Annotated in this window: 6 protein-coding genes and 1 pseudogene; 2 read left to right on the forward strand and 5 right to left on the reverse strand. The window is 64.8% G+C overall.

The window, feature by feature from the left end:
• Window positions 1-269: pseudogene (locus P3W97_RS09810) on the forward strand (hypothetical protein); the annotation flags it as partial.
• On the opposite strand, the gene P3W97_RS09815 reads toward P3W97_RS09810, so the two are convergent.
• The 5 genes from P3W97_RS09815 to P3W97_RS09835 form a co-directional block, all read right to left on the reverse strand.
• A complete protein-coding gene (locus P3W97_RS09815; protein WP_300846254.1) occupies window positions 256-1,008 on the reverse strand; it encodes a 5'-methylthioadenosine/adenosylhomocysteine nucleosidase in 753 nt (250 codons plus the stop codon). The pseudogene P3W97_RS09810 and the gene P3W97_RS09815 sit on opposite strands and share 14 nt — an antisense overlap.
• A gap of 21 nt (window positions 1,009-1,029) precedes the next feature.
• Window positions 1,030-2,718, reverse strand: coding sequence for a long-chain-fatty-acid--CoA ligase (locus P3W97_RS09820; RefSeq protein WP_300846256.1), 1,689 nt, complete (start codon window positions 2,716-2,718; stop codon window positions 1,030-1,032).
• 167 nt (window positions 2,719-2,885) lie between these two features.
• On the reverse strand, window positions 2,886-4,322 hold the full coding sequence (locus P3W97_RS09825; RefSeq protein WP_300846257.1) for an NAD(P)(+) transhydrogenase (Re/Si-specific) subunit beta: 1,437 nt from the start codon (window positions 4,320-4,322) through the stop codon (window positions 2,886-2,888).
• Window positions 4,319-4,657 (reverse strand): NAD(P) transhydrogenase subunit alpha, encoded by a 339-nt coding sequence (locus tag P3W97_RS09830; RefSeq protein ID WP_300846259.1) that lies wholly within the window; start codon window positions 4,655-4,657, stop codon window positions 4,319-4,321. The genes P3W97_RS09825 and P3W97_RS09830 overlap by 4 nt, the downstream gene beginning before the upstream one ends.
• A 35-nt stretch (window positions 4,658-4,692) precedes the next feature.
• Window positions 4,693-5,841: a Re/Si-specific NAD(P)(+) transhydrogenase subunit alpha gene (locus P3W97_RS09835; protein ID WP_300846261.1), complete on the reverse strand. Its 1,149-nt coding sequence runs from the start codon at window positions 5,839-5,841 to the stop codon at window positions 4,693-4,695.
• A gap of 179 nt (window positions 5,842-6,020) precedes the next feature.
• Between P3W97_RS09835 and P3W97_RS09840 the strand changes: the two genes are divergently transcribed.
• Window positions 6,021-6,292 (forward strand): NUDIX domain-containing protein (locus P3W97_RS09840; RefSeq protein ID WP_300846263.1); only part of this gene is annotated, 272 nt, incomplete at its 3' end.

Genomic DNA, 6,292 nt, shown 5'->3' on the forward strand with positions numbered 1-6,292 from the left:
TGAGCACGGCACTGCACGAGCCACCTGGGGTAGCCCCCTCAGCCAGCGTCGGGGTACTCATGTTCCGCGGCCGCCACCCACTGCCGGCATTGCTGGCCCAAGCCGACCTGTTGATGTATCGCGCCAAAGGCTCCGGCAAAGGTCGGCTACGCATGTGCTGGTTCGGTCGCCACAGCCTCGACACCCGCGGCAGCCACGGTCAGCCGGCGACCAGTGTGCAACCCTCCCCATCGGGCAAGCCCAATACCTTGTCGGTCAGAGCAGATTGAGCGCCTTGCGCACGATGCGCACACTGTAGTGGCGTGCCACATCGCGCATGAAGGCTTGGAAGTCCACATGCGCCTCATCGTCGGCGCGGTCGGACAAGACGCGCACCGCGGCAAAGGGCGTGCCATAGTCCCAGCAAACTTGGGCCACGGCAGCGCTCTCCATGTCCACCGCTAGGGCATCGGGCAACGCCTCGCGCAGGGCCTGGGAGTCGGCTGCGTTGGTGATGAAGCGGTCGCCGCTGACGATCAGCCCGCGATGCACCGTGGGCCGGTGTAGGCCCAAGGCCCGCCGCGTCTCTTCGCCGACCAGCTTGGGCAGCCAAGTCACCGCATCGCGCGCCGCCTCTTCCAGCACCTGTGCCAGGACCAAGTCTGCGTCGAAATGCATCTTGCCAGTGCCGGGCACCTCCCAGCGCGGAAACAGCGGCGCAGCGCTCAAATCGTGCTGCAAATAGCGCGTTCCCACGACGACGTCACCGACCTCGGCACCGAAAGCCAGCCCGCCGGCCACCCCCGTAAACAAAATGTGCTGCGGCGCAAACCGTTCGTGCAGCACGGCAGCGGTGGTGGCCGCAGCCACCTTGCCGATTCCGCAGAGCACGGTCACGACCTCATGCCCCTGCAGGTGGCCCTGCCAGAACTCGCGACCCGCAGCGCTGACCTTGCGCTCATCAGGCATGAGCTGCAGGATCTCGACCAGCTCCTCGTGAACGGCACTGATGACGGCAACGCGGGCCATGGGGGCTCTCCGAGTGAAAGGTTACTTTTTGTCGCGCAATTCTCGCCGCAAAATTTTGCCGACCGGTGTCTTGGGCAGCTCGGTGCGAAACTCGATCACCTTGGGGCGCTTGTAGCCGGTCAGCCGCGCCTCGCAGAATTCGCGGATGTGGGCCTCGGTCAACGCGGGGTCTTTCTTGACGACGACCAGCTTGACCGCCTCGCCCGAGTGTTCGTCGGGAATACCCACCGCCGCGCATTCCAGCACGCCGTCGCACTGCGCGACCACGTCCTCCACCTCATTGGGGTAGACGTTGAAGCCAGACACCAAGATCATGTCCTTTTTACGGTCCACGATCTTGAAGTAGCCGCGCTCGTCCATGACCCCGATGTCGCCGGTGCGAAACCATCCGTCTGCGGTCATGACCTTGGCGGTTTCATCTGGGCGCTGCCAGTAGCCGGCCATGACCTGCGGACCGCGGATGGCGATTTCGCCCGGCGCGCCCTGCGGCACCTCGTTGCCGGCGTCGTCGATGCATTTCATCTCGGTGCTCGGCAGCGGCAGGCCGATGGTCCCTGTGAACTCGGTGTTAGTGACTGGATTGCAGCTCGCCGACGGACTGGTTTCGGACAGGCCATAGCCCTCGCAGATCGGGCATCCGGTGCGCTCCAGCCACTTCTTGGCCACGGCAGCCTGTACCGCCATTCCCCCGCCAATCGAGACTTTCAGGTTGCGCCAATTGACGATGTCGAACTGCGGGTGGTTCACCAGCGCATTGAACAGCGTGTTGACGGCGGGAAAACTATGGAAGGTGTGGCGCGACAGCTCTTTGAGCACCGCTGGCAGATCGCGCGGGTTGGGGATGAGGATCGTTTTGCCTCCTGTGCGCATGCTCAGCATCATATTGACCGTGAAGGCGAAAATATGGTAGAGCGGCAGGGCGCAAACCGCCGTCGGTTGCTCGCCCGACGGGATTTTTTTCATCACCGGATCGTTCCAGGCCTCGGACTGCAACACATTGGCCAGGATATTTCGATGCAGCAGCACGGCGCCCTTGCTCACGCCGGTGGTGCCTCCGGTGTATTGCAGCACAGCCACGTCGTCCGGGCCGATGTCCACCGAGCGAAAACCTTCCCGGCGACCGCGCGCCAGGGCGTCATTGAAACGCACGGCTCCTGGCAGTTGGAATGGCGGCACCAGCTTCTTGACGTGGCGCACGACCAGATTGACGATGAAGCCTTTGGCTGCGAGCAGATCTCCCATGGCGCACAGCACCACGTGCCGCAGCGGCGTGGCAGCGCGGCATTGCTGCAGGGTGTGGGCGAAATTCTCGAGAATGAAAATTGCCTTCGACCCGCTGTCCTTGAGCTGATGCTCCAGCTCCCGCGCGGTATAGAGCGGATTGACATTGACCAGCACATAGCCGGCGCGCAAGATGGCCGCGACTGCGATCGGGTACTGCGGCACGTTGGGCATCATGACCGCCACACGGTCGCCGCGCTGTAACCCAAGGGTTTGCAAATAGCCTGCTACGGCGCGCGACGCCTCGTCCACTTCGCGGTAGGTCCATTCCTTGCCCAAAAAGCTGTAAGCAGGCCGGTTGGCGTACTGGGCAAAGCTTTCCTCCATCAGCGCGACCAGCGAGCGGTAACGGCTGGGATCGATCTCGGCGGGCACACCCTCGGGATAGTGCTTCAGCCAAGGCTTGTCGGCGGCGGTGACGGTGCTCATGCAGTCTCCTGTCTAGGTTTCGGGAATCGCTTTGCCTGTCTGACAGCAGGCTGACGCTGTTGACATTATTCCCGAAACCCCGCTCACCGACACTGGATCTGCGGGTTTATCCGAACGGTCGTTCGCTCGACCTGACGGCCGGTCGACAGTTGGACGCGGCGGCCCGGTCACTCGATCGCTTTGACCATGTCCTCGAGGACTTTCTTCGCGTCCCCAAAGACCATCATCGTTTTGTCCATGTAGAACAACTCGTTGTCCAAGCCGGCGTAGCCCGCTGCCATCGAGCGCTTGTTGACGATGACGGTGCGAGCCTTGTAGGCCTCCAGGATGGGCATTCCGTATATGGGGCTGCCTTTTTGCAGCGCGGCGGGGTTGACCACGTCGTTGGCACCCAAGATGATGGCCACATCGGCCTGGCCGAACTCGCTGTTGATGTCCTCCATCTCGAAAACCTGGTCGTAAGGCACCTCGGCCTCGGCCAGCAGCACGTTCATATGGCCGGGCATGCGGCCGGCTACCGGGTGGATGGCGTACTTGACCGTCACCCCTTTTTGGGTCAGCTTCTCGGCCAGCTCCTTGACGGCGTGCTGGGCGCGCGCCACGGCCAGGCCGTAGCCAGGCACGATGATCACGGTTTCGGCGTTGCTGAGGATGAAGGCCGCATCTTCGGCACTGCCGCTCTTGACGCTGCGCTGTGGCTGCGCAGCCTGGGCCCCGCCGCCAGCGCCACCGCCAAAGCCGCCCAGGATGACGTTGATGAACGACCGGTTCATCGCCTTGCACATGATGTAGCTCAGGATAGCGCCGGACGAGCCGACCAGCGAGCCGGCGATGATGAGCATGGGGTTGTTGAGCGAAAAGCCGATGCCCGCCGCCGCCCAGCCGGAATAGCTGTTGAGCATGGACACCACCACCGGCATGTCGGCTCCGCCGATGGGGATGATGATCAACACACCGAGCACGAAGCTCAGCGCGGTCAGCGCGTAAAAAGCGGCCCCGCTGCCGGTGGCGGCAAAGGTCAGCCCCAGCGCGATCACGGCCACACCCAGTGCCAGGTTGAGCCAGTGCTGGCCGGCAAACACGACGGGCGCGCCCTGGAACAGGCGGAACTTATACTTGCCCGACAGCTTGCCGAAGGCAATGACCGAGCCGCTGAAGGTGATGGCGCCGATGGCTGAGCCGAGGAACAGCTCGATCTTGTTGCCAAACGGAATCTGCCCGCCCTTGGGCGCCAGGTCGAAGGCCCAGGGCTCGGTGACCACAGCGATGGCAATGCACACCGCAGCCAGGCCGATCATGCTGTGCATGAAGGCGACCAGCTCGGGCATCTTGGTCATCTCCACGCGCTTGGCCATGATCGCACCGATGGTGCCGCCGGCTGCCAAGCCCAGCGCCACCCAGCCCAGGCCGCTGACCTCGTCGAGCGCCATGCGGTCGGCCAGGGTGGTGATCAGGCCCACGGTGGTGACGATGGCAATACCCATGCCCGCCATGCCAAAGACATTGCCGCGGATGGAGGTCGTGGGGTGGCTCAGGCCCTTGAGCGCCTGGATGAAACAGACGCTGGCCACCAGATACAGCAAGACGACGACGTTCATGCTCATTGGGCGGCTCCTTCACCGGTGGAGCCAGCCGCCACCGGGGCCTTGCGCTCTTTTTTCTTGAACATTTCGAGCATGCGGCGCGTCACCAGGAAGCCGCCGAACACATTCACGGCGGCCAGCGCGACGGCCAACACACCCATGGTTTTGGCCAGGCCGGTTTCGGTCAGTGCGGCCGCGAGCATGGCGCCGACGATGACGATGGCCGAAATGGCATTGGTGACGGCCATCAGGGGCGTGTGCAGCGCAGGCGTGACGTTCCACACGACGTGGTAGCCCACGTAAATGGCAAGCACGAAGATGATGAGGTTGACAAGCAGGGGGGAGACGGCTTCCATGGGGGGAACCTCGTGAAGGGATGGGAGACGGGGCCTCAGGCGCGGCGCTTGACCTCGCCGTGCTGCGCCATCAGGCAGGCGGCAACGATGTCGTCGTCCAGGGGCACCTGGACAGCGGTGGCGTTTTTGGGCAGGATCAGCTTCAGGAAGTCCAGCACATTGCGCGCGTACAGTGCCGAGGCGTCTGCCGCCACCAACGCCGGCAGGTTGGTGTGGCCAACGATGGTGATGCCGTGCACCGTGACGACCTGATCGGGCACGGTGAGCGGGCAGTTGCCGCCGGGTTGGCCGTGCGGGCCGACTGGGCCGCGGCCGGCCGCAATATCGACGATCACCGAGCCGGGCTTCATGCTGCGCACCATGTCCTCGGTGACGAGGGTGGGGGCGGGGCGACCCGGGATCAGCGCGGTGGAGATGACAACATCAGCCAGCGCGACGCGCTTGGCCACCTCGACCTTCTGGCGGTCCAACCAACTCTGCGGCATCGGGCGCGCATAGCCACCCACGCCCTGCGCGCATTCGCGCTCCTCGTCCGTCTCGTAGGGCACATCGATGAACTTGGCGCCGAGCGATTCGACCTGCTCCTTGACCGCCGGGCGCACGTCGGAGGCCTCGATCACCGCGCCGAGGCGCTTGGCGGTGGCGATCGCCTGCAGGCCCGCCACGCCAACACCCAGCACGACGACGCGCGCAGCCTTGATGGTGCCGGCCGCCGTCATCAACATGGGAAACAAGCGCTGGTAGTGGTTGGCTGCGAGCATCACGGCCTTGTAGCCGGCGATATTGGCCTGACTGGACAGCACGTCCATGCTCTGTGCGCGCGTGGTGCGCGGGGCAGCCTCCAGCGCGAACGCCGTCAGGCCGGCGGCGGCCAGGCGCTGCAGGCCCTCGGCGTCGAACGGGTTGAGCATGCCAACCAGCGTCGCGCCCGCTTTCATCTGCGCCAACTCGTCGGGCGCTGGGCCGCGCACCTTCAACACCAGATCCGCCCCCAGCGCGGCGGCGGCGTCGACGATCTCGGCCCCGGCGGCGCGGTAGGCCTCGTCTGGGGCGCTGGAGGCCACGCCAGCACCGGCCTGCACCAGTACCGTATGGCCCTGAGCCACAAGCTTTTTGGCGGTCTCTGGGGTGGCGGCCACCCGGGTCTCCAGTGCTGCCGTCTCGGCAGGCACGCCTATGCGCATGGTGTTCTCCTCACTCGTTGGGGCACCGCAGGCGGTGCTCGGCATGATCGCCATGGTCATGTGGGCTGAGCAGCCCTGCAGCACCAGCCGCTCGGTTTTACCATCCCTGAGCGTCACCGTGCCGGCGCTGACTGCTAGGGTTTACCCGGATGATATCTCCGCCGTCGGATAATCGCTCCATGCGCACACGCTGGAAACCAAGTGTCACCGTGGCCGCCATCATCGAGCGCGAGGGCCGGTATTTGCTGGTCGAGGAGCATACCCCCGAGGGGTTGCGGCTGAACAACCCAGCCGGTCACCTGGATCCGGGCGAGGGGCCCTTGGAAGGCTGCGCGCGCGAGGTGCTGGAGGAGACCGCACACCTGTTCACGCCGACGGCGCTGCTGGGGGTGTATCTGTCGCGCTTTCGGCGCCCAGCCACCGGCGAGGACATCACCTACCTGCGGCTGGC

The organism is Tepidimonas sp., assembly GCF_029335975.1.
GTDB lineage: Bacteria > Pseudomonadota > Gammaproteobacteria > Burkholderiales > Burkholderiaceae_C > Tepidimonas.

What these genes read in the sequence shown, in the direction of transcription:
- P3W97_RS09815 (WP_300846254.1), bottom strand. Translation starts at nt 1,008, where the DNA reads ATGGCCCGCGTTGCCGTCATCAGTGCCGTTCACGAGGAGCTGGTCGAG.
- P3W97_RS09820 (WP_300846256.1), bottom strand. Translation starts at nt 2,718, where the DNA reads ATGAGCACCGTCACCGCCGCCGACAAGCCTTGGCTGAAGCACTATCCC.
- P3W97_RS09825 (WP_300846257.1), bottom strand. Translation starts at nt 4,322, where the DNA reads ATGAGCATGAACGTCGTCGTCTTGCTGTATCTGGTGGCCAGCGTCTGT.
- P3W97_RS09830 (WP_300846259.1), bottom strand. Translation starts at nt 4,657, where the DNA reads ATGGAAGCCGTCTCCCCCCTGCTTGTCAACCTCATCATCTTCGTGCTT.
- P3W97_RS09835 (WP_300846261.1), bottom strand. Translation starts at nt 5,841, where the DNA reads ATGCGCATAGGCGTGCCTGCCGAGACGGCAGCACTGGAGACCCGGGTG.